We start from the raw sequence: 21,817 nt of genomic DNA, 5'->3' as shown, positions 1-21,817 counted from the left end.
GCCCCTACTGGGAGAAATGAAGAAGAACTATCGGGTTTTGAATCAGTCAAAGCCCCGAATTGACGGCGTTGACAAGGTGACGGGCCGTGCCCACTACGCCGCCGACCTGAAATTTGTGGATATGGTGTACGGCGGCTGCCTGCGCAGCGGCCGTTCCCACGCGAAGGTTGTCAAAATGGACACCAGCAAGGCCAAGTCCATCCCCGGCGTCTTGGCTGTGGTGACCGCGGACGACATGCCCAAGCCGAAAAGCTGCGCCGGAAACGCGCCTTACATGTACCTGACCAATGAGGTCAAGTACGCCGGCGACGTGGTGGCCATCGTATGCGCCGAGACCAAGCCCCTGGTGGCGGAAGCCCTGGCGGCCATTGAGGTGGAGTACGAGGACCTGCCGGGTGTGTATACCATCCGGGACGCCATCAAGCCCGGCGCCCCCGCGGTCCACCCGCAGTACCCCGACAACGTGTTTACCGATTCCCTCTACCCCATCCGCAAGGGCGATGTGGAGCAGGGCTTCGCTCAGGCCGACCTGATCATTGAGCGGGAGTATGAGACCCAGTACATCGAGCACTCCTACATTGAGCCAGAGGCGGTGGTGTGCATCCAGAACCCCGCGGACGGGGTGATGACCGTCCATTCCTCCAGCCAGAACCCCTTCTTTACCCGCCGCTACGTGGCCGATGTGCTGGGCGTGGGTATGAACGAGGTCCGGGTCTTCCAGGAGACTTTGGGCGGCAGCTTCGGCGGCAAGGAAGAGGGCGTGGGCATGGTGGCCGCCCGGTGCGCCTACCTGTGCCGCCTGGTGGGCCGCCCGGTGAAAATGACCTTCTCCCGGGAGGAGTCCTTCCTGGAGAGCGCCAAGCGCCACCCCTTCCTGCTGCGCTACAAGGCGGGCGTCATGAAGGACGGCCGCATCGTGGCCTGGGAGGGCACCCAGATCGACAACTGCGGCGCCTACAACAATCAGACCCAGTTTATGAACTCCCGGGCCAGCATCCACAGCTGCGGCGCTTATACCATCCCCAACGTGAAGACCGATACTTACGGCGTGTTCACCAACAACATCCACGGCGGTGCCATGCGGGGGTACAGCTCTCCACAGCTGCTGTGGGGCCAGGAGCAGTTCATTGAGGAGATCGCCGAGGAGCTGGGCATGGCCCCCCTGGAGTTCCGCCGGATCAACTGCCTCAAGGACGGCACCACCAACGCCACCGGCACCGTGCTGGACCATGTGAACATCCAGGAGATTATGGACTATACCACGGCGAAGACCGATTACCAGAGCAAGCGCGAAGCCTACAAGGCTCAGACCTCCACCAAGAAGCGCAAGGGCATCGGTCTGGCCATCGCCCACCGGGGCTGCGGCCTGGGGGCGGAGTCCCCCGACGCCTCCGGCGCCATGGCCATTGCCAACGAGGACGGCTCTGTGCTCATCAACACCGGCCTGGCGGAGAACGGACAGGGCCTGAAGACCGCTTTCGCCCAGATCGCCGCCGAGGCCATCGGCGTGCCCTATGAGACCATCCGGTTCTACGGCACTGACACCCAGGCCATTGCCGACTCCGGCATGACCGTGGCCTCCCGGGGCACCGTGATGGGCGCCCAGTCCACCCGCAAGGTGGGCTTCAAGCTCAATGAGATTATGCGGGCCAACGCCGTGGCCCTGGGCTTCTTCAAGGACCAGGCCCAGGTGAAGGGCCCCGAGGACATCGTGCTGGAGGACGGCTTCTTCCACAGCGTGAAGCAGCCCGAGACCAAGGTGGCCTTTAAGGACGTGTGCAACGCCTCCCTGTGGTCCGGCCGCCAAATGGCCGCCTACGAGTGGTTCATGCCCCCCGCCTGCATCCAGGACCACCACACCGGACAGGGTGTGGCCTTCCCCAACTACGCCTACGGCTGCGTCGTGGCGGAGATTGAGGTGGATATGGAGACCGGCTACGTGGACGTGCAGAAGGTCACCGCCAGCCACGATGTGGGCACCGCCATCAATCCCGCCCTGGTGCTGGGCCAGATCTACGGCGGCATCCTCATGGGCCAGGGCTACGCCGTCACCGAAGAAGTGGAGGTGTCCAACGGCAAGGTGCGCAACCAGAACTTTGAGAACTACATCATTCCCACCGCCGCCGATATGCCTGAGATGGACGTAAACATTTTCGAGTGTGACGACGACCGGGGCACCTTCGGCGCCAAGAGCATCGGCGAGCCGGCCACCGAGGTGGTGGGCGCGGCCATTGCCAACGCCATCTACAACGCCACCGGCAAGCGCATCCGGGAGAATCCGGCCAACCTGGAGCGGGTGCTGCTGGGCAAGAAGCTGAGATAATTAGGGGGATACCATGCAGAAGCTGAGTTATTTAAAGCCTGAAAGCCTCCAGCAGGCGCTGGAGTATCTCAACCAATACAACGCGAAAGTAAAGCCTTACGCCGGCGGCACCGATCTGATGGTGCAGCTGCGGGAGGGCTCCTCCCGCCTGAAGGACGTGGAGTACCTGATGGACCTGCAGGACATCGCCGAGCTGCGGGGCATCGAGGTGAAGGACGACTGCATCAGCATCGGAGCCATGACCAGCCACACCCAGGTGAATGAGTCTGAGGTGCTGCGCAGGTATGTGCCCTTCCTGTCCGTGGCCTCCTCCACTGTGGGATCCACCCAGATCCGCAACAAGGGCACTGTGGGCGGCAACATCTGCAACGCCTCCCCCGCGGCGGACACCCTGTCTCCCTTTGTCTCCCTGAACGCCCGGCTGACGGTGGTCAGCGTGGACGGCGCCCGGGAGGTCATGGTAAAGGACGCCATGGAAAAGGCGGGAAAGCTGAAGCTGGCGGCCAACGAGATGGTCACCCGCATTGTGATCGACCGTCTGGACGGCTATGAGACCGCCTTTATCAAGCTGGGCCGCCGCAAGGCTCTGGCAATCTCCCGGATGAACGCCGCCGTGGCGGTGAAGCTGGAGGGCGGCGTTATCGCCGACGTGCGCATCGCCCCAGGCTGCGTCTTCGCCACCCCCGACCGGGTGGAGTGCGCCGAGGCCCTGGTGAAGGGGAAGGCCCCCTCCGCCGCCCTCTTTGAGGAGGCCGGCAAGGCCGTCTCCGAGGAGATGATCAAGCGCACCGGCATCCGCTGGTCCACCGAGTACAAAAAGCCCGTTGTCGAGGCTCTGGTACAGCGCGCCCTCTGCCGGGCCTGCGGCCTGCCTGAGGACTGATTAGGAGATAGAACGATGAAAAAGATGACTTTGAACTTCTTCCTCAATGACGAGCCCGTCTCCCTGGAGATTGACGAGAACGCCCGCCTGCTGGACGTGATCCGGGACGTGGCCGGCCTCACCGGCACCAAGGAGGGCTGCGGCGTCGGCGAGTGCGGCGCGTGTACCGTGGTGCTGGAGGGGGAGAGTGTGGACTCCTGTATCGTCCTGGCCGCCTCTGTGGAGGGTAAGCACGTGATGACCGTAGAGGGGCTGTCCAAAAGCGGCCAGCTGGATCCCATCCAGCAGGCGGTGCTGGACCACCACGCCCTCCAGTGCGGATTCTGCACCCCCGGCTTCCTGATGAGCGCCAAGGCCCTGCTGGACAAGAACTCCAACCCCACCCGAGACGAGATTAAAATGGCTATCGCCGGCAACCTGTGCCGGTGTACCGGCTATCAGCAGCTGGTAGAGGCCTTTGAGGACGCCGCCAAGCAGTATCAGGCCAGATAAGCAAAGTCTAAAATACGCAATCGCTGAATATGAGGAGAGATAGAGATGTTTAATAAGGATAACGTAAAGGGCGCCTCCATCGGCGTAAAGTTCTGCGGCTGCGATCTGCAAAGCCCCTTTATCGTGGGCTCCGGCCCCCTGACCTACGGGTCTGAGGGGATGATCCGCGCCCATCAGGCCGGTGTGGGCGCGGTGGTGACCAAAACCATCCGTCTGGGCGCCGCCATCAACCCCGCCCACCACATGGCCAAGATCAACAACGAGGCCATTCTCAACTGCGAGAAGTGGGCCGACTCCGACCGCTTCCAGTGGTATGAGAAGGAGATCCCCGAGGCGGTGAAGGCCGGCGCCGTGGTCATCGGCTCCGTGGGCCACACCCCCATGGAGGCTGAGGCCATTGTGGCCGATGTGGAGAAGGCCGGCGCCCACATCATCGAGCTGGTCTCCTACACCGAGGACACCCTGCTGCCCATGCTGGACTACGCCAAGTCCCATGTGAACATCCCCGTCATCTGCAAGCTGTCCGGCAACTGGCCCGACGCGGCGGGCACCGCCAAGAAGTGCTATGAGCACGGCGCCGACGGCATCTGCGCCATCGACTCCATCGGACCCACGCTGATGATCGACGTGGAGAAGCGGGCCCCTGTGATGCTGTCCAACGACGGCTACGGCTGGATGACCGGCGCCCCCATCAAGCCCATCTCCCTGCGCATCAACTCCCAGATCACCCGCAATGTGGCAGGCTATAAGAACCTGTACGGCACCGGCGGCGTGATGAAGGCGGACGACGCCCTGGAGTACCTGATGGTGGGCTGCAGCGCCGTGGGCATCTGCTCCGTGGGCATCCTGAAGGGCCTGGACTACGTGGAGAAGATGTGCTATCAGCTGTCCGACCGTCTGGCCCAGCTGGGCTTCTCCTCCATTCAGGAGGCCATGGGCGTGGCCCTGGCCAACTTCCCCAGCAGCGAGAACATCACCGACATGGGCTTCCACTACGACTCCAGCAAGTGTACCAAGTGCGGCCGCTGCGAGACCGTGTGCTGCTACAACGCCCGCAAGGTGGAGTTCCCCGAGATGAAGCTGGACCGCAGCCTGTGCCGCTCCTGCGGCCTGTGCGCTGACGTGTGCCCCACCCACGCCCTGACCAGCTTTGTGGAGGAGCAGTCCGCGGAGAACGCCAAGCGGGCCGCCGCCTCTAAGGAGTTTGACGCCCTGGTGAAGGCCCAGGCCCCCGCGCTGAAGGATTTCGACGCCAAAATGAAGGGCTGATCGCGGCCAAATAAATTTGTGTGACAAAGTGACCGGACAGTCCCAGAATTTCTGCTCCCCGGCGGCAGAGCTTTTTGCTGCTACCCTGGCCGCCGGGGGGACCCTTACGGGGGGATGTCAGGTGTATCAAATGTGCGTGTGAACCACTCCCTTGTGATGGAGGAGGGACCGCAGTTTTGGTCAAGCACAGAAATGTCAGGGAAGCAGGCGCCTCCATCATTGTGTTGATGGAGCGCGCCTGCTTTTGCGTAGAAAGACAGCCATCGGTCTTTTAGGAGCAGTGAAATAAGGAAACGGCTTCTGTACGCCGGGCATACCTGGGACGTCGGAACCACCGGGCGGTGTAGACAGGCATCGGCGGCAAAGGCACTGACTACAGGATATGTGTCGCTGTACGGGCTATGTCAAGGGTGCCGGGGGCAATTCAGAGGGCCGTCATTAAGCTAGGAGATGAGATTTTATGGAGGATTACAGCCGCATCGGCCAGGCGACTCCCATTCGGGACGCGGCGCTGAAGGTCACAGGCCGGAAGCAGTACGTGGGCGATATGAAGCTACACGGAATGCTGTACGGCGAGGTGCTGTTCAGCCGGGTGGCCCACGGGAAAATCAAATCCATCGACACCAGCGCGGCGGAGGCTCTGCCTGGCGTCCGCGCCGTGGTGTGCTACAAAAACGCCCCGGACACGCTGTACAACAGCGCCGTGCGTTTTTACGAGCATCAGATCCCCGATACCGAGCGGATTTTTGACGATACCGTGCGCTTTGTGGGGGACCGGGTGGCCGCCGTGGCCGCGGATACCCCCGCCATCGCCAAGAAAGCGGTGGGCCTGATCAAAGTGGAGTACGAGGAGCTGCCGGTCTATCTGGACCCGGAGGAGGCCATGAGGGAGGACAGCTACCCCATCCACGGGAAGAGCAACGCCATTACCACCATGGTCCACAACGCCGGCGACCTGGAGAAAGGCTTTGCCCAGGCCGACCATATTTTTGAGGACCGGTACACCACCCAGCCCATCCACCATTGCGCCATCGAGCCCCATGTGGCCATCGCGGACTATGACTACACCGGCAAGCTGACCATATACAGCGCCTGCCAGAATACCTTCGGCTACCGCATCATTCTCAGCCGCATTTTCAAGATGCCCATGAGCAGGATCCGCATGGTTACGCCCGCCATCGGCGGCGCGTTCGGCGGCAAGCTGGAGATGACGCTGGAGCCTGTGGCCGCGCTGCTGTCCATGAAGGCCGGCCGGCCGGTGAAGCTGGTCTACTCCCGCCAGGCCTGCATTGACTCCACCCGCACCCGCCACGCCTCGGTGGTCTATCTGAAGACAGGCGTGAAGAACGACGGCACCATCGTGGCCCAGGATATCCGCATCATCACCAACACCGGGGCCTACGCCAGCAGCGCCCTGAACGTGCTGGGCGCCCTGAGCCACAAGGTGTTCAAGGTGTATAAGATCCCCAATATGCGCTTTACCGGCACCCCGGTGTATACCAATACCCCCATTGCCGGCGCCATGCGGGGCTACGGCTCCCCCCAGGCCTTCTTCGGCCAGCAGCGCCAGTTCCAGAAGATCGCCAAGGCCCTGGGGATGTCCGTGGTGGACCTTCAGCTGAAGAACCTGGTCAACCCGGAGGACTGCGATCCCATGGGCTTCAAGCTGGGCAATCCCCACCCCAAGGACTGCGTCACGCGGGGGGTGGAGCTGATGAAGAACTGGCAGCCCCTGGACGACGAGGGGGGCAAGTACGCCATCGGCGTGAGCATGGCCGTAGGCGCCCACGGCTGCGGCTGCTTCGGCGCCCACCGGGACCAGGCCTGCGTTATGCTCAAGATGAACGAGGACGGCACCTGCACCTACTTCACCGGCACCCACGACATGGGCAACGGCTCCGTCACCGCCCAGACCCAGGTGGTGTCCAACGTCCTGAAAATTCCCCTGAGCCACATCACCACCTTGGAGGCGGACACGGACACCTGCCCCTGGCAGCTGGGGGACTACTCCAGCCACGGCGTCTATGTGACGGCCAGCGCTGCGAAGAAGTGCGCGGAATCCGTGGCGGCGGAGCTCATCAAGGAGGCGGCCCTCATGCTGGAGGAGCCGGAGGAAAACCTGGAGCTTACAGCGGCGGGGGTGGCCTCCAGGACCAGCGGAAAGACGGTGAGCCTCAGCGATGTGGTGGTCCACGCCCAGGACAAGAGCGTCCGGGAGATCATCTGCTCCGAGACCTACCGGATGCCCGACGGCCCCACCGCCTACGGCGCCCACTTCGTCCGGGTGAAGGTGGAGAAGGCCACCGGCGCGGTGCAGGTCACCGACTATGTGGCCGTCCACGACGTGGGCAAGGTGATCAACCGTATGGGCATCGAGGGCCAGCTGGAGGGCGGCATCCAGATGGGCATGGGCTACGCCCTGTGCGAGGGCCTGAAGTTCGACGAGAAGGGCCGCAATACTTACAACAACTTCCGCAAGTACAAGATGTTCACCGCCGACCAGATGCCCAAAATCCAGGTGGATTTCATCGAGGCCGGCGAGCCCAACGGCCCTTACGGCGCCAAGAGCATCGGCGAGGCCGCGGTGGTCCCGTCCAACCCGGCGGTGATGAACGCCGTGTGTGCGGCGCTGGACGTGGAGATCAACAGTTCTCCCTACCGGGATCGGTGAGACCGGGGCGGCGGATCAGCCCCTCCGCCGCCCACCAAGAAACGGAAATAGTGAATTCATTCTGAAGGCCCGAAAAGGAGGGACCCCGTAAGATGAACCATCGAAGAGACGTTCTGACCAAGGTGACCGGCCGGGCGATCTACGCCAACGACATCCAGATGCAGGACATGGTGTTCTGCAAGGTGGTGCGCTCTACCATCGCCAGCGGACGCATTGTGTCAATCGACTGCAGCCAGGCGGAGAAGGTGCCTGGGGTGGTGAAGGTTTTTACCGCGAAGGATATCCCCGGCATCCCCAACCAGCCCTGTGACCGGCCGGTGATCTGCGGCGGCCGGGTGCGCTACATCGGCGACGCCGTGGCCCTGGTGGCCGCGGAGACCCGGGAACAGGCGGAGGAGGCCGTCAAGCTGGTCAAGGTGGAGTATGAGGAGCTGCCGGCCAACTTCGACCCCATGCACGCCCTGGACGAGGACGCGCCCCAGATCCACGACAGCGGCAATGTCATCTGTAAGTGGAAGACCCAGCGTGGAGATGTGGAGGCGGCCTTCCAGCAGTGCGACCATATTATGGAGCGGGACTATGTCACGTCCCGGGTCCAGCATGTGTGCATTGAGACCGAGGCCGCCGTGGCCTACCGGGACCCCAATACCAGCGAGATGATTGTCCGCTGCCCGGTGAACAGCCCCTTTGTTATCCGCAAGACCGTGGCGGAAACTCTGGGCCTGCCCCAGACCCGGGTGCGGGTGATTCTGGCCACCATCGGCGCGTCCTTTGGCGGCAAAAACTACGACATCGCCATGGCGTCCAGCCGGGCTGCCCTGGTGGCCTCCATCCTAAACCGGCCCTGCAAGGTGTGGCTCACCCGGGAGGAGTCCATTATGGAGGGCACCAAGCGCCACCCCATCCACGCCCATTACAAGGTGGGCTTCAACCGGGACGGCATGCTCCAGGCCATGCAGGTCCGGCTGGTGCTGGACGGCGGCGCCTACAAAAGCAAGACCTTCCCCGTCACCACCCGCATGGCCATTGAGGCCGCAGGCCCCTACATCGTCCCCAACATCGACACCATCTCCACCAGCGTGTATACCAACAACGTGTACTCCGACGCCCTGCGGGGCTTCGGCTCCCCCCAGGTGGACTTCTGCTCCGAGTCCCTCATGGACGAGATCGCCAAGGAGCTGGACATGGACCCGGTGGAGCTGCGCAAAAAGAATATGCTCTACGAGGGCTGCACCTCCACCACGGGGCAGCACATGACCAACGTCACCCTGGACAAGTGCTATGAGGCCCTGGATGAGCACGCCAAAATCGCCCAGCGCAGGGAGCGCATCGCCGCCTATAACGCCAGCCACAACAGCACCAAGAAGGGCCTGGGCATCGCCTTCCTTCACCGGGGAGAGTCCTTCGGCGCGGCGGGGCAGGGCATCGACACCGCCAGCGGCATGATCGCCGTCCAGCCCGACGGCAGCGTTACTGTGGCCTCCTCCATCGCCGAGGTGGGCCAGGGAGGCCCCAATATGCTTATTAGCGTTGTCCATGAAACTCTGGGTGTGGAACGAGATAAAATCCGGGTCAGCCCGGTGGACACCGGCTTCCTCACCGACGCGGGCCCCACAGTGGCTACCCGGGGCACCGTCTTCTCCGGCGGCGCGGTGTGGAAAGCCTGCCTGAGTGTGCGGGAGAAGCTGGCCGGCTACGCGGAAAAGCACCTGGGCACCAAGGACGTGGTCTTCGCGAATGAGACGGTCACCGACGCCGCCAACCCAGACAACAGCGTGCCCCTGCTCACTGTAATCACCGACGCCTTTAACAACTCCGACCATCTGAATTCCCTGGGCTACTTTGCTGCGCCGCCGTTCAACTACGACCGGAACACCGGCGTGGGAGACGCCTACTGGTCCTGGGTCTACGGGGCCGCCGCCGCCGAGGTGACGGTGGACTTGAAGACCGGCGCGGTGTCGGTGGACGACTACTTCGCCGTCCACGACGTGGGCCACGCCATGGACAAGGAAGAGGTGGTGGGCCAGATCCGCGGCGGCGTGGCCATGGGAATCGGCTATGCCCTGACGGAAGAGGTGGATATGAAGGACGGCCGCATCCGCAACCTGAACCTGGAAAACTACATCGTCCCCACCGCGCTGGACGTGCCGGACCAGATCCACGCCATCGCCTTGGAGTATCCCAGCGAGATCGGCCCCCTGGGGGCCAAGGGCCTGGGCGAGCCGGCCACCTGCAACGTGGCCCCCGCCATCATCAACGCCATCGACAACGCCTGCGGCAAGCGGGTGCGGGAGCTGCCCGCCGACCTGGAGCGCATTGTCTTAGGTCACTCCATGAAGAAATAAAGAAAGGGACGTGAAGCAAATGAGCCTGCTTATCCGAAACCCCTGGATCGTCACCATGAATGACGAGTACGAAATGATCCGAAACGGCTTTGTCTACGTGGTGGACGACAAGATCAGCGAGGTGGGGTCCGACCCCGTGCGCATGGCCCAGTTGAGCCAGGAGGCCGGATCCGTCATTGACGCCGCCGACAAAATCCTGATGCCCGGCATGGTCAGCGCCCACAGCCACCTGTTCCAGACCTTTATGCGGGGCCTGGCGGACAACCTCCAGCTCTACCCCTGGCTGTCCACCCAGGTGTGGCCCTTCTCAGAGCGGATGACCGAGGAGGACTTCTACTACGCCGGACTCATCGGCTGCCTGGAGAATCTGAAGACCGGCGCCACCAGCGTGCTGGATCAGCACTATATCTTCACCTCCCTCAACAACGGCGACCACATTTTTGAGGCCATGCGGGACTCCGGCATCCGGGGCAACATGTGCCGCTGCTTCGCCAACATTGTGTACTATGAGAAGTTCCGGGAAGAGGACCAGGACCGGATCACCGACGACATCAAGCGCCTGTATGAGAAGTGGCACGGCACTGAGAACGGCCGCCTGACCTTGAGCGTGGGCCCCCTGAACCCCTGGGGCGTCTCTCCCGAGCTGTTCAAGAAGACCAAGCAGCTGTCCAAGGACCTGGGCATCAAGTTCCAGGTCCACACCGCTGAGGATCAGGACGTGGTGGAGAAGACCGCCGCCATGTACGACGGGATGCGTAATCTGGAGTTCTTCGAGTCCATGGGCATTCTGGATGAGGATACCCAGCTGGCCCACGCCATCTGGCTGGACGACAACGAGATGAAGATCCTGGAAAAATACCGTCCCCAGCCCATCCATTGTCCCATTGCCAACGCCTACCTGGCTGACGGCGTGGCCCGGGTGCCGGAGATGCTGAAGATGGGCCTGCCTGTGGCTCTGGGCACAGACGGCCCCGGCAGCAACAACGCCCAGGATATGTTGGCCACCCTGAAATTCACCGCCCTGATGCACAAGAACCACAACCTGGACGCCCACATCATCTCCAACCAGGACGTACTCACCATGGCCACCCGCAACGGCGCCATTGCCATGGGCATGGACGGCCAGATGGGCCAGATTGCCCCCGGCATGAAGGCGGATATTCTGCTGGTGGACTGGAAGAAGCCCCACATTGCCCCTGTCCACTACCCTGACTCCGCCCTGGTCAACAACGCCAACGGCAACGACGTGGACACCGTCATCGTAAACGGAGAGGTGGTCATCCGCAACAAGAAGTCCACCAAGATCGACGAGGTGGCCCTCATCGACGAGTGCCAGAAGCGCATTGAGTTCATCAAGTCCCGCATGTAAGCAAGCACTCAAATCAAAACCGCCCGCTGAATATTCAGCGGGCGGTTTTTCGATAGGATCTCTTTTGGAAAGGGACAGCCTATTTCCCGGCGGAGTGCTCAGAATTGGCCTGGGTGGCGGACTTGAGGAACTTGCCTTGGGGCTTCCGGTCGTCCAGGCCGGGGATGAAGAGCCACTTGCGGATGGCAAACAAAATGGCGATGGAAATGACCATGACCAGGTTCTCGAACGCGTTGGTGTGCTCTACCACCATCTGACGGGCGATGGCGAAGAGCAGAACCTCCACACAGGAACTCATATTGTGCCGGCTGAGCATTTTAAGGAACTCAATGCCGATAACCACCGTAAAAGCGGTGGCGAGAAAGCCATGGAGCAGTTCCACATCCGCGGGGCTGACGGCAATGATGCCCACCTCCAGCGCCAAGGCCCAGATGGAGAGCAGAATGGCCACAATCACCAGGAAGCTGACCAGAATTTCCAGGGTTTGGGCGATCCGGTAGATGATATTTGGAATGCGCAGTTTTACGAGTTCGCTGTCCATAAAATCAGTCCCTTCCCGTTAGCAGTAGGCAGAAGGTACATCAGGTTTTGGGCTTAAAGCTGTCCTTGAGGCTGACGGAGCGGTTAAAGACTAAGCGGTCCGGGGCGGAGTCTTTGCTGTCTACGCAGAAATAGCCCTGGCGGAGGAACTGGAAGGAGGCAGGGGCGCGGACGCCGGCCAGGCTGGCCTCCACCTTGGCGCCGGAGAGGATCTCCAAAGAGCCGGGGTTCAGGCAGTCCAGAAAATCCTTGTCTCCGCTGTCGGGCTCCGCGTCGGAAAAGAGGTTGTCGTAGAGCCGGATCTCCGCCTCCACAGCGGTGGCGGCGTCCACCCAGTGGATAGTGGCACCCTTCACCTTGCGGCCGTCGGCGGGGTCGCCCCCACGGCTGTCCGGGTCATATTCCGCGGCAATCTGCGTAACATGCCCCTGGCTGTCGGTCTCATAGCCCACGCATTTGATGAGATAAGCTCCCTTCAGACGGCACTCGGGGCCGCCGGGGTAGAGGCGCTTATACTTGGGAATGGGCTGGGGGAGGAAGTCCTCCGCCTCCACCCACAGCTCCCGGGAGAACGTAACGCAGCGGGTGCCGGCCTGGGGATTTCCGGGGAGGTTTTCCACCTCAAAGGTCTCGCTCTGGCCCTCGGGGTAGTTGGTGATCACCAGCTTGACCGGCCGCAGCACCGCCATAACCCGCTGGGCAGTCTCGTTCAAATCCTCCCGCAGGCAGTGCTCCAGAAAGGCGTACTCCACAGTGGAGCTGGCCTTGCTCACCCCGTTGCGCTCAGAGAAGTTCCGGATGGCCTTGGGGGTGTATCCCCGGCGGCGCAGACCGCACAGGGTGGGCATACGGGGGTCGTCCCAGCCGGAGACCCGGCCCTCCTCCACCAGCTGGCGGAGCTTGCGCTTGCTCATTACCGTGTAGTTGATGCCCAGCCGGGCGAACTCAATCTGGCGGGGTTTGGCGGGGACAGAGCAGTTCTGGATTACCCAGTCATAGAGGGGACGGTGGTCCTCAAACTCCAACGAGCACAGGGAGTGGGTAATGCCCTCCAGCGCGTCCTCCAGGGGGTGGGCAAAGTCGTACATGGGGTAGATACACCACTTGTCCCCCTGCCGGTGGTGGTGCATGTGGTTGATGCGGTAGATGACCGGGTCGCGCATGTTGAAATTGCCGCTGGCCAGGTCAATTTTGGCCCGCAGGGTCATGGCGCCGTTGGGGAACTCCCCGGCCCGCATCCGGGCGAAGAGGTCCAGGCTCTCCTCCGCCGGACGGTCGCGGAAGGGGGAGCGGGCGGGGGTGTTCACATCCCCGCGGTACGCCTTGAACTGCTCCGGGGTGAGTTCGCAGACATAGGCCAAGCCCTTTTTGATGAGCTCTGCCGCGTATTCATACATCTGCTCAAAGTAGTCGGAGGCAAAGAAAAAGCGGTCTCCCCAGTCGTAGCCCAGCCAGTGGATGTCCTCCTGAATGGCCTCTACGTACTCCACGTCCTCTTTGGTGGGGTTGGTGTCGTCCATGCGCAGGTTGCACAGGCCGCCATACTTCTCCGCCGTGCCGAAGTCCACAAAGATGGCCTTGGCGTGGCCGATGTGCAGATAGCCGTTGGGTTCCGGGGGAAAGCGGGTGTGGACGGTCATGCCTTGGAACTGACCGCCCTGCGCGATATCCTCGTCAATGAAGTCATGGATAAAGTTTTGGGTCATTACACTGGGGTTCAGCTCGTCGGCCATGGTGGTTCACTCCTTGATCTTATTTACGGCGGAATCCGCCGGGTTCAGCTGTGCTGGTTCGATTATTATATACTGATTTGCCCCCGCTTTGCAACCTTTTTCTCTCCGGGGGCCGGGCAGGCAGAGAAAAATACAATTTTTTCCGGCCGGAGAGACTTTTTGGGCGGACCGGGTTGTCAGTATTTCAGGGAGATGATATAATAACATACCATAGAGGAATTTTCTCAGAACCTGCATTCATAACCGGGGGGACGCCGGATTGCCGGGGGATTTTGCCCTGCGCAGCGGCGGAAGACCCGGCAAGACACAAAAAGAACCGGCAAAGGGCCGGTGCAAGGAGGGAGCGTCCATGGCGGCGTCACTGAGCGTAAAGCTGGGAAACCTGATTGATGAATTTCAGCTGGAGGTTCTCCGGGGCGGAAAGGACTACCGGGAGCGTGCCATCTCCACAGAGGATATCAACCGGCCGGGCCTTCAGCTCACCGGCTTTTTTGACTACTTCGACTATGAGCGCATCCAGGTCATTGGCCTAGTGGAGACCACATATTTGAACGGTATTACCTCGGAAATGCGGCGGGAGCGGTTCAATACCCTGTTTCAGAAGGATATTCCCGCTTTTGTGATTGCCCGGGGCATGGAACCCTTCCCGGAGTGTATGGAGATGGCGGAGAAGTACGACCGGACAGTGCTGCGCAGCAGCGAGCCCACATCGGTAATTATCAGTTCCATCGTAACCTCACTGCACAACCATCTGGCGCCCCGGATTACCCGCCATGGGGTGCTGGTGGAGGTATATGGCGAGGGCGCGCTGCTGCTGGGGGATTCCGGCGTGGGAAAGAGCGAAACCGCCATTGAGCTGGTCAAGCGGGGCCACCGCCTCATCGCCGACGACGCGGTGGAGATCCGCCGGGTGAACACCCGCAGTCTGATGGGCACCGCGCCGGAGCTGATCCGCCACTATATCGAGCTGCGGGGTATCGGCGTGGTGGATGTGCGGCGGATTTTCGGCATGATTGCCATCAAAGAGGAGACAAAGATCGATCTGGTCATCAATCTGGAGCCCTGGCGGGAGGACGCGGTCTACGACCGTCTTGGCCTGGAGGAGCTGTATGTAAACATCCTGGATGTAAAGGTGCCCACCATTACCGTGCCGGTGAAGCCGGGGCGGAATTTGGCGGCTATCATTGAGGTGGCGGCCATGAACAACCGCCACAAGAAGATGGGCTACAACTCCGCGCTGGAATTTACCAAGCAGATTGAAAGCCACTTCGACCAGCAGCTTCAGGGATAGACTGGGCAAAAGAGACAGGGGCACACTGGGAAAAAGTTTCCCGGTGTGCCCCTGTCAGTGTGTCAAAAAACACAAAATTTGAAGGTTTCGGAGGGAGGGATAGTGTGAAAGGGAACCGTCAGGGTTCCCTTTCGCGTCCAAGTAAACCAGTTTTCAGAACTTTTTGAAGGTCTGAAAACTGCGTTCAGCCTGTCGAAAATACTTTTTCGACAGGCTGGCAGGGGCACACTGGGAAAAAGTTTCCCGGTGTGCCCCTGTGTGCGGCTCAGCAATGGTTGGAGTAGTTGGACTGGTTCTGGGCCTCGGGGGCCTGCTTTTTGTTCTGCGCACTGTCCTTCTTCTTGTTCTGGGCAGAGGCGGAAGCAGACTTGCTGTGGCTCTTCTGATTGGCTTTGCGGATCTCGTCATAATTGCTCTGCATATGATTCACCTCCCGTTTTGGGTAATGGTAGTATGCCCGGAGACAGGAGCGGTATACATAACAAATAAAAATAATTTGAAAAGCAGCGATACAAAGGGGCAGAAATATGGTATAATAGCCGCACAGCGGCTATTATATTTTTGATTTGAACCTTTTTCTCGCCCCTTACGGGGCAGCCAAAAAAGTTGACTCATGATGCCGTGATACGTGAACGATACAAGGCGGCTGTGGGAATTTGACGGAACAGGATAACAGTCTGTTTTGGGAGGGAAACGCGATGAGATGTCCCTATTGCACCAATCTGGAGAGTAAGGTTGTGGACTCCCGCCCCTCAGACGAGGGGGCCAGCATCCGGCGGCGGCGGGAGTGTCTGGTGTGCCATAAGCGATTTACCACCTATGAGACCATGGAGAGCCTGCCTCTGGTGGTGATCAAAAAGGATGGCAGCCGGCAGAGCTTTGAGAAGGGGAAGATGCTCAACGGTATGGTACGGGCCTGTGAGAAGCGGCCGGTCCCCTTCGCGGTGCTGCAAGACATGGCTGATGAGATTGAGCAGACCCTCCAGACCGCCATGGAGCGGGAGGTAGACTCCTCCTATATTGGAGAACTGGTAATGGAACGGCTGAAGGGAGTGGACGAGGTGGCCTATGTCCGCTTCGCCTCGGTCTACCGGCAGTTCAAGGATATCAGCACCTTTATGGATGAGCTGAACAAGCTGCTCAAAGAAAAATAGAGACACAGCGCTTAGGCCTTGTTTGAAAAATGTCGAAACGCCCAAACGGCGGCTCTTTTTCCTTTTCCGCCATACTTTGCCGATTTTCCTTGAAATACATCCAGTATTCCTGCGTCAAATCGGCTTTGTCTGACGAAAAAATATCTCGCCGCTGAGCATATTGCCATTTTTCAAACAAGGCCTAAAAGACAGGTATGGCACGCAGGTCATACCTGTCTTTTCGTCTGTCCGCCGCCCTGGTGTTCTGATCACTCCCCCTGGGCCTTGCTCGAGTCGGCACTTCTGCGCCAGCCGAACAGCCGGTTTGGCAGGGAGTAGGCCGCCAGGATGCCCAGGGCGATGGCAGCGGCCAGCTTCAGAGTGGCGGCGGCGGCTTCTGCCGCCAGCTCCGCCTCCTCCATGAAGACATAGTAGGCGGTGTGGTAGATGGCGGCGCCGGGGACCAGAGTAAAAATGCCGCTGACCAGAAAGACCAGCGTAGGGGTGCGCCGGAGGGTGGAAAACCACCGGGCGCAGGCGGTGAGCACCAGCGTAGCCACAAAGGTGGCCAGCACGTCGGAGGAGAACGCATACCCTGCCAGCCGGTACACCAGCCAGCCCGCGGCCCCCACAAAGCCGCAGTGGGTAAAGTGCCGCGGGGTCACCTGGAAGAGGATGGAGAAGGCCACTGTGCCGCCGGCGGCGGCCAGCAGCTCCCAAAACAGCTGAGCGGCATTCACAGCGCAATCCCTCCCAACAGGCGGCTCCACACCGTAATAACACTGCCCACGCCCACGGCGATGCAGCTGGCCACCAGCAGGGCGTCGGTGAGGCGCACCAGGCCGGCGATATAGTCGTTCTCCATAAAGTTGCGTACCGCGATGGTGAGGGCCACCCCCGGCACCAGGGGGAAGATGGAGCCGATGATCATCTTGTCCAGCTGTCCCAGCCCCAGGCGGAAGGCGGTGCAGCAGATCAAAGTGACCAGAGCGCTGCTGAGGATATTGCTCATCACCTTGCGGATAGAAAACCGTCGGCAGAAGCCCAGCTGAAATAGGGAGAGCAGCAGGCCGGCCAGAAAGGCAACTACGCAGTCAATAAGCCGCCCGCCGAAGAGGAAGCAGAAGCAGCCCGCCCCGGCGGCGGAGGCCAAGGTCAGGGCAAGGGGGCCGGTCCCCTTGGAGGCGCGGATGGCCAGCACCTCCGCCCGGGCCTCCTGGGGGGTGAGCAGCCCGCCGGCGATCCGCCGGGAGAGGTCGTTCATAGCCTCCACCCGGGAGAGGCGGATGGGGGTGAGGGGGATATGCCGGACCTGGCAGGAGTAGTGCTCTCCGTCCACCACGGCGGAGAGAAAAATGCCGTTGGCAATGGTAAAGACGCTGCACTGCCGCAGGCCGAAGGCCCGGGCCGCGCCGCCCATCAGCTCGTTGGTGCGGAAAATCTCGCCGCCGCTGGACAGCATGGTTTCCCCCAGCAGCAGGACGAGATCAAACAGCTCCCGTTCGTTCAAACAGAACCACTCCCTTTCCTGAGGACAACGGTACCGGAAAGCGGCGCGGTTGTCAAGAGGGAAGAGGCAAGGGGACCATCGGCGGGCCGGGGATGTTAGGAGACAGGCGGGGCGGCTTTACGAATCCAGATTGAATTGAGGGACGTTTTATGATAGACTAAATACCCGATATCATATTCAGAATGGGGCGGATGAGATGGCGAAGACAGCGTGGATTTTTTCCTATAAGCTGAGGAAAAACGTGAGTGAGGAGCAGTTTATTGAGCGGACGCAGAGTCTGCACGATGAGGTTATCTCCAAAGCGAAGGGTTTCATTTCCTGGGAGCACTACCGGCAGGACAAGGTATGGACGGATTTTGTCCTCTGGGAGACGGAGGAGGACGCGAAGAACGCCATGACGGCAGGGCAGGGAAAGGAAGTAACAGAGCGGTTCTACGCCTGCATCCAAATGCAGACCTGCAGGGCGCTGGTTTCCCAGTTTGTCAAGCAATATTAAAAACCTGGCCGGCTGAAAAAGCCGGCCAGGTTTTTTATGTATGGACGTTGGGGTTACACCGCGCCCCGGCCCGCCTTGAGGGCCTTGGCCACCTGGGCCAGCTTAGCGCCCAGGGTGCGGCAGTTCTCCAGGCCGGCGGGGTCGTCCATGGCGGTGGAGCCGTCGCCGGGGTTCCACAGCATGGCGCCGCCGTAGATGCCGCCGCCGCAGGGGCAGATGTTGATGCCGTGGGTGGCGTAGATGTTGTTGATGGAGCGGATGACGCTCTCCTGGCCGCCGTTGCGGGTGCCGCCCACGGCGATGGCGGCGCCCACCTTATACTGGAAAAAAGCGGGGTCGTCCACGCTCAGCTTCCAGGAGGAACGGAAGCGGCTGTAGAACTGGGCGAACTGGGCGGTGACGTTCATGTCGTATACCGGGCAGCTGATGATGATGCCGTCTGCCTGGAAGAACTTGTCGTACAGCTCGTCCATATCGTCGTGGAAGACAGTGCAGCGGTCGGCGTCGTCCCGCAGGCACTTGTTGCAGTGGATGCAGGGGGCGATCTTGCGGCCGAACAGCTCCACCAGATCGGTGTCCACACCGGCGACGGACTGAGCGCCCTCCTGGGCGGCCAGCAGACCGGCGTAGGCGGCGGATTTGGCCTTGGGACGGGGGCTGCCGCAGATGAGCAAAATCTTGGTGTTCTCCATAGAGGGATCACTGCCTTTCTCATAGTTTAAAATCCGGGCGGCGGTGTACGCAAGGAAACCGCCAAAGTCTTAATAAGAGTATACGACGGTTCGGCAATAAATGCAAGGGCGATTTCGGAGCTTTTATCCAATTCAGGCCCAGAAATTTGGGGCTGAATTTTGGAGGATGTGTAAAAAAGTCCCCCCAGTCCCGCGGAGGCGGGACTGGGGGAAAGCGGGATTACCAGAAGAACCAGCCGCCAGTCTCCCGGGCGTCCAGTACATCCAGGGCATTGGAGAGCAGCTCTGCGGCCTCCGCCCGGGTGAGGGTGTTGGCCAGGGGGAGGGCGCCGGTGTGGTCGGTCTGGAGGATGCCGCAGCTCTCCAGATTGGCGGCGGACTGGGCGGCCCAGGCGGGGGCGCCGGTGAGGTCCACCCCAAAGGTAGGCTGGGCTACGTCTGTAACCTGGAGCACCCGGTTGAGGAGCACGCTGGCCTCCGCCCGGGTGATGGCGCTGTCCGGCTGGAAGACCACCTGTCCCTGGGCATTCTGGGTACCCTGGATCAGGCCGGACTTGAGAGCGGAGGCCACATAGGGCTTGGCCCAGCCGGGGATGGAGGTGTCGTCGGCGAAGCCGGTGTGGGTGACATCGGTGAGCTGCTCCACCCCGGCGGCGTTCATCAGCATGGCCACAAACTGGCTGCGGGTGACTGGGAGATCGGGCTGGAAGAAGTACTGGCCGCCCATGCACTCTCCCACGAAGATGTTCTGCTCTGCCAGGCGGATGGCGGCGTTAGCGGCGCTGTGTCCGTCCATGTCGGCGTAGGTCACTTTTGTGGCGGGCTTTTCGATCTTCAGCTTTACTGTGGCGGGGGCGGAGACGTTGCCCACAGAGTCCACCGCGATATAGGTGAAGGAGTCTTTGCCGGTCTTGTTCTCATAGGGGGTGTATACAAAGGTGTTGTCCCCGTCCTCCGGCATGGTGACGGCCCCCCGGGCGGGCTTGCTGATGAGCTGATAGGAGAGAAGATCGCCCTCTGGATCCATGGCGGCGAACCGGGCGGTGAGGGCGGTGTTTTTATAGGTGGAAAAGGACAGGTTTTCCGCCACGGGGGCGCTGTTGGCGGCGGAGAGCAGATAGAGATCCACTGGCACTTCTGCGCCGGTGACGCCGCTGGAGAAAACCGGGGTGAAGGTGAACTGGGAGACGGCGGCGGTGGGCTGTCCAGAGGAGCGGAAGGCCATGCCCTCCACTGCGCCGAGGGCCACCGTATCCCCCACCTGGAGGGGCTGGTCGCCGAAGGTGAGCACACCGGCGGCGGGATCGGGGAGGGAGGCGATGACCAGAGCGTCCAGGCTCATGGTCCCGCCGTCCGCCGCCCGGAAGTCCCCGGCAGAGAAGGAGATGGTCTGGCCAGGCAGGCCGTTTTTGCCAAAAGCGGCCACCGCCGCCGTCTCCTGGGCAGCTTCTTTTCCGCCGAAGAAAAAGGCGGAGGCGGGGGCGGAGCAGCCCAGCGCCAGGGCGCACAGCGCCGTTCCGGCCATCAGACGGCGGGAAATTCGGGATGCGTTCAAATGAAAAACCTCCTTGTTTGATAAAATGGGGTTGCCCATAGTCTTTACCAAAACAAGGAGGTTATGCCACAGTGAACACTATAATTTGCTGCGGTCCCGCAGCCAGCTGGGCAAAGAGCGCATTTTCACGCTGGACACAATGCCCATGGCAGCGTACATAGTGATGATGGAGGAGCCGCCGTAGCTGACAAAGGGAAGGGTGAGCCCCACCACCGGGAAGATATACAGGCACATGGCCACGTTGACCCCTACCTGGGCCAGCAGCATCCCCGCGTAGCCCATGACCAGGTAGGCGGACTGGGGGCTGCACGCCCGCCGGGCCACCCAAATGCACCGCAGGATCAAAGCCGCCATCAGCAGCAGGAGGAGTATGCAGCCCACCAGGCCGAATTCCTCCCCGCAGACGGCGAATATTTCGTCGTTGTACCGGGCGGGGAGGTTGGTGGCGGCGGCGCTCTGGGTCAGGCTGCCCTTTCGGTAGCCCATGCCGGTGAGCTGGCCGCTGCCAATGGCGGAGATGCTTTTGCTCTGCTGCCAGCCGGTGCCCATGGTCTGCTCGTAGATGGTGTCGGGATTGCCGGCGAGGTGGTCGATTACCACCTTGACCCGCCGGAAAAAGTAGATGTGTCCCAGCTGGTCCCACAACAGAACAATAGCCGCCACCATAGCCGCGAAAAGGAGCACGGCCAGGAGGAACCACCGCTTCTTCACCCCCGCCACCCAGGAGATAATGACGAAAATAAAGAGATAGGTCAGGCCCATGCCGAAATCCCCAGAGGCCACGGCGATAAGGAGGAACATCAACAGGGTGTGCCCGGTAATCTGAAGCACAGAGGATGGGGCGCTGATGTCCCGGTCCTCGTTTTGAATGTGGCTGCACTGCCAGGCAAGAAGGAGAATAAAGGTGAGCTTGACGATTTCAGCGGGCTGGAGCTCAAAGGGGATGCCGGGGATGGACAGCCAGCTGCGGTTGCCGGTGCCGTGGTCCACGCCGATGGGGGTGCGGGTGAGCATGATAAAGCAGAGATTGAAGGCCAGCAGAAACTTCCAGGACCGCTCGGTAAAGAGCTCGATGTCCACGGAGGACATGGAGATGTAGACGAGAATGCCCAGAAGAATGGCAAAGCACTGTACCGGCATAAACCGGGTGCTGCCGGTATAGCGGGTGGCACTGTAAATGAGCACCAGCCCGAATCCGCTGGAGATGACGCACAGGGAGAGGAGGAGCAAATCCCCCTTGCGGAAAAATTCTTTGATGGAGTCAGTGAGCCAGGACAGAGGTATGGCCTCCTTTCCAAGTCTGGCGGGGGAAGGCTCCGCCGCGGTTGTAAATATAGACTCCTATTGTATCACCTTTTCCGAAAAACGTAAAGGCGGGCCCGGAGGAAATTCCGGCGGCGGGTGTAGGAGTACAATAGATATTGGACAGCAGAAGAAAACAGCAGAAGGATGAGGCTGCATCGGTTAAAGTTGAGTTACCACACTTAACCCAACCGGGAGGAGGCCACATCCTTC

General features: G+C 61.1%; 18 protein-coding genes. 10 read left to right on the top strand and 8 right to left on the bottom strand.

The features are described 5' to 3' along the window. Nucleotides 1–16 precede the first annotated feature (16 nt). The 7 genes from D1159_RS13110 (at nucleotide 17) to D1159_RS13080 (ending at nucleotide 11,352) form a co-directional block, all read left to right on the top strand. Nucleotides 17–2,323, top strand: coding sequence for a xanthine dehydrogenase family protein molybdopterin-binding subunit (locus D1159_RS13110; RefSeq protein ID WP_243152285.1), 2,307 nt, complete (start codon nucleotides 17–19; stop codon nucleotides 2,321–2,323). Between the two features lie 13 nt (nucleotides 2,324–2,336). Then, a complete protein-coding gene (locus D1159_RS13105) occupies nucleotides 2,337–3,206 on the top strand; it encodes an FAD binding domain-containing protein (RefSeq protein WP_161846110.1) in 870 nt (289 codons plus the stop codon). 15 nt (nucleotides 3,207–3,221) lie between these two features. Further along, a complete protein-coding gene (locus tag D1159_RS13100) occupies nucleotides 3,222–3,698 on the top strand; it encodes a (2Fe-2S)-binding protein (RefSeq protein ID WP_161846109.1) in 477 nt (158 codons plus the stop codon). Between the two features lie 45 nt (nucleotides 3,699–3,743). Next, nucleotides 3,744–4,967, top strand: a complete 1,224-nt coding sequence (locus tag D1159_RS13095; protein WP_161846108.1) for a 4Fe-4S binding protein — start codon at nucleotides 3,744–3,746, stop codon at nucleotides 4,965–4,967. 460 nt (nucleotides 4,968–5,427) lie between these two features. Further along, complete coding sequence (locus D1159_RS13090; RefSeq protein ID WP_161846107.1) at nucleotides 5,428–7,638, top strand: molybdopterin cofactor-binding domain-containing protein; 2,211 nt, start codon at nucleotides 5,428–5,430, stop codon at nucleotides 7,636–7,638. A gap of 92 nt (nucleotides 7,639–7,730) precedes the next feature. Continuing rightward, nucleotides 7,731–9,983 carry a xanthine dehydrogenase family protein molybdopterin-binding subunit gene (locus D1159_RS13085; RefSeq protein ID WP_161846106.1) on the top strand — a complete coding sequence of 751 codons (2,253 nt, stop codon included), beginning with the start codon at nucleotides 7,731–7,733 and terminating at the stop codon, nucleotides 9,981–9,983. Between the two features lie 19 nt (nucleotides 9,984–10,002). Beyond that, nucleotides 10,003–11,352 (top strand): amidohydrolase, encoded by a 1,350-nt coding sequence (locus tag D1159_RS13080; protein ID WP_161846105.1) that lies wholly within the window; start codon nucleotides 10,003–10,005, stop codon nucleotides 11,350–11,352. A 79-nt stretch (nucleotides 11,353–11,431) separates the two neighbouring features. On the opposite strand, the gene D1159_RS13075 is transcribed toward D1159_RS13080, so the two are convergent. Both D1159_RS13075 and D1159_RS13070 read right to left on the bottom strand, forming a co-directional pair. Next, nucleotides 11,432–11,893: a transporter gene (locus tag D1159_RS13075; protein WP_161846104.1), complete on the bottom strand. Its 462-nt coding sequence runs from the start codon at nucleotides 11,891–11,893 to the stop codon at nucleotides 11,432–11,434. Nucleotides 11,894–11,933: 40 nt separating this feature from the next. Further along, nucleotides 11,934–13,625 (bottom strand): glutamine--tRNA ligase/YqeY domain fusion protein, encoded by a 1,692-nt coding sequence (locus D1159_RS13070; RefSeq protein WP_161846103.1) that lies wholly within the window; start codon nucleotides 13,623–13,625, stop codon nucleotides 11,934–11,936. 349 nt (nucleotides 13,626–13,974) lie between these two features. Between D1159_RS13070 and hprK the strand changes: the two genes are divergently transcribed. Next, entirely contained in the window at nucleotides 13,975–14,916 is a 942-nt protein-coding gene (gene hprK / locus D1159_RS13065) for an HPr(Ser) kinase/phosphatase (protein WP_161846102.1), read from the top strand. 265 nt (nucleotides 14,917–15,181) lie between these two features. On the opposite strand, the gene D1159_RS13060 is transcribed toward hprK, so the two are convergent. Beyond that, on the bottom strand, nucleotides 15,182–15,337 hold the full coding sequence (locus D1159_RS13060; RefSeq protein WP_161846101.1) for a hypothetical protein: 156 nt from the start codon (nucleotides 15,335–15,337) through the stop codon (nucleotides 15,182–15,184). A 277-nt stretch (nucleotides 15,338–15,614) separates the two neighbouring features. Here D1159_RS13060 and nrdR point away from each other — a divergent pair, with 277 nt between their 5' ends. Then, on the top strand, nucleotides 15,615–16,070 hold the full coding sequence (gene nrdR / locus D1159_RS13055) for a transcriptional regulator NrdR (RefSeq protein WP_161846100.1): 456 nt from the start codon (nucleotides 15,615–15,617) through the stop codon (nucleotides 16,068–16,070). A gap of 248 nt (nucleotides 16,071–16,318) precedes the next feature. Here nrdR and D1159_RS13050 read toward each other — a convergent pair whose 3' ends face one another. Both D1159_RS13050 and D1159_RS13045 read right to left on the bottom strand, forming a co-directional pair. Further along, the gene (locus D1159_RS13050; RefSeq protein WP_161846099.1) at nucleotides 16,319–16,789 is read right to left on the bottom strand and encodes a threonine/serine exporter family protein; all 471 of its coding nucleotides are present in this window, start codon (nucleotides 16,787–16,789) and stop codon (nucleotides 16,319–16,321) included. Continuing rightward, entirely contained in the window at nucleotides 16,786–17,559 is a 774-nt protein-coding gene (locus tag D1159_RS13045) for a threonine/serine exporter family protein (protein ID WP_243152284.1), read from the bottom strand. The genes D1159_RS13050 and D1159_RS13045 overlap by 4 nt, the downstream gene beginning before the upstream one ends. A 196-nt stretch (nucleotides 17,560–17,755) precedes the next feature. Between D1159_RS13045 and D1159_RS13040 the strand changes: the two genes are divergently transcribed. After that, on the top strand, nucleotides 17,756–18,055 hold the full coding sequence (locus tag D1159_RS13040; protein WP_161846098.1) for a hypothetical protein: 300 nt from the start codon (nucleotides 17,756–17,758) through the stop codon (nucleotides 18,053–18,055). 53 nt (nucleotides 18,056–18,108) lie between these two features. Here D1159_RS13040 and D1159_RS13035 read toward each other — a convergent pair whose 3' ends face one another. From D1159_RS13035 to D1159_RS13025, 3 genes are all read right to left on the bottom strand, one after another. After that, complete coding sequence (locus D1159_RS13035; protein WP_161846097.1) at nucleotides 18,109–18,747, bottom strand: flavodoxin family protein; 639 nt, start codon at nucleotides 18,745–18,747, stop codon at nucleotides 18,109–18,111. Between the two features lie 220 nt (nucleotides 18,748–18,967). Next, nucleotides 18,968–20,302: an Ig-like domain-containing protein gene (locus tag D1159_RS13030; protein ID WP_243152283.1), complete on the bottom strand. Its 1,335-nt coding sequence runs from the start codon at nucleotides 20,300–20,302 to the stop codon at nucleotides 18,968–18,970. A 78-nt stretch (nucleotides 20,303–20,380) separates the two neighbouring features. Then, nucleotides 20,381–21,532 (bottom strand): FtsW/RodA/SpoVE family cell cycle protein, encoded by a 1,152-nt coding sequence (locus D1159_RS13025; protein WP_243152282.1) that lies wholly within the window; start codon nucleotides 21,530–21,532, stop codon nucleotides 20,381–20,383. Nucleotides 21,533–21,817 lie beyond the last annotated feature (285 nt).

It is taken from the genome of Pseudoflavonifractor sp. 524-17, assembly GCF_009935845.1.
Taxonomy (GTDB): domain Bacteria; phylum Bacillota; class Clostridia; order Oscillospirales; family Oscillospiraceae; genus Pseudoflavonifractor_A.
The sequence above is the reverse complement of the archived record's forward strand: the minus strand, read 5'-3'. Positions and strand labels throughout refer to the sequence as shown.

Excerpts from the sequence above, each read along its gene's own strand:
- D1159_RS13060 (WP_161846101.1), bottom strand. The coding sequence starts at position 15,337 with ATGCAGAGCAATTATGACGAGATCCGCAAAGCCAATCAGAAGAGCCAC.
- D1159_RS13085 (WP_161846106.1), top strand. The coding sequence starts at position 7,731 with ATGAACCATCGAAGAGACGTTCTGACCAAGGTGACCGGCCGGGCGATC.
- nrdR (WP_161846100.1), top strand. The coding sequence starts at position 15,615 with ATGAGATGTCCCTATTGCACCAATCTGGAGAGTAAGGTTGTGGACTCC.
- D1159_RS13035 (WP_161846097.1), bottom strand. The coding sequence starts at position 18,747 with ATGGAGAACACCAAGATTTTGCTCATCTGCGGCAGCCCCCGTCCCAAG.
- D1159_RS13040 (WP_161846098.1), top strand. The coding sequence starts at position 17,756 with ATGGCGAAGACAGCGTGGATTTTTTCCTATAAGCTGAGGAAAAACGTG.
- D1159_RS13070 (WP_161846103.1), bottom strand. The coding sequence starts at position 13,625 with ATGGCCGACGAGCTGAACCCCAGTGTAATGACCCAAAACTTTATCCAT.
- D1159_RS13080 (WP_161846105.1), top strand. The coding sequence starts at position 10,003 with ATGAGCCTGCTTATCCGAAACCCCTGGATCGTCACCATGAATGACGAG.
- D1159_RS13105 (WP_161846110.1), top strand. The coding sequence starts at position 2,337 with ATGCAGAAGCTGAGTTATTTAAAGCCTGAAAGCCTCCAGCAGGCGCTG.
- D1159_RS13075 (WP_161846104.1), bottom strand. The coding sequence starts at position 11,893 with ATGGACAGCGAACTCGTAAAACTGCGCATTCCAAATATCATCTACCGG.
- D1159_RS13090 (WP_161846107.1), top strand. The coding sequence starts at position 5,428 with ATGGAGGATTACAGCCGCATCGGCCAGGCGACTCCCATTCGGGACGCG.
- D1159_RS13095 (WP_161846108.1), top strand. The coding sequence starts at position 3,744 with ATGTTTAATAAGGATAACGTAAAGGGCGCCTCCATCGGCGTAAAGTTC.
- D1159_RS13110 (WP_243152285.1), top strand. The coding sequence starts at position 17 with ATGAAGAAGAACTATCGGGTTTTGAATCAGTCAAAGCCCCGAATTGAC.
- D1159_RS13100 (WP_161846109.1), top strand. The coding sequence starts at position 3,222 with ATGAAAAAGATGACTTTGAACTTCTTCCTCAATGACGAGCCCGTCTCC.
- hprK (WP_161846102.1), top strand. The coding sequence starts at position 13,975 with ATGGCGGCGTCACTGAGCGTAAAGCTGGGAAACCTGATTGATGAATTT.